This is a genomic window from Oleiphilus sp. HI0061 (assembly GCF_001635675.1).
In genome coordinates this window covers 1-411 of the sequence record NZ_LWFE01001392.1, presented here as the reverse complement: position 1 = coordinate 411, position 411 = coordinate 1, and the positions used below count along the sequence as shown (strand labels likewise).

At 44.8% G+C, this 411-nt stretch carries 1 protein-coding gene; it reads right to left on the bottom strand.

Annotated features, from left to right (window positions below; translation table 11 throughout):
- Window positions 1–411, bottom strand: a 411-nt coding sequence (locus A3735_RS21905) for an AMP-binding protein (protein ID WP_156499820.1), incomplete at both ends; no start/stop codon positions are given.

Sequence of the window (411 nt, the reverse complement as noted above, 5' to 3'; positions counted from 1 at the left end):
GCACACAAATATCTCTTGCCCTTCTCTACACCCTGTAGCAAGTCTATCCAAACATTGTTTAGCATTACTTATGACATTTCGGTGGCTTAAACAAGCACCTTTAGAAACGCCAGTTGTGCCTCCAGTGTACTGGAGCATACATAAATCATCTGGGCCAATATCTTTACGGGCTTGCAATTTAGCCTGATCAAAATCATTGAGGATTTGGCTAAAAGAGTGGCAACCCTCTGGAGCAGGCGTCGGGGAGTCGCTTAGTAAATCCGCAGCACCTGTTGAAATCACTAGCTCCAGCGCCGTATCACCCTTGATTTTTTCTAAGTTGGGCAACAGGTCTTCTAGAATAATTATCGCCTTGGCACCTGAATCTGAGAATTGATGCTGCATTTCTCTAGGCGTGTAAAGAGGGTTTGT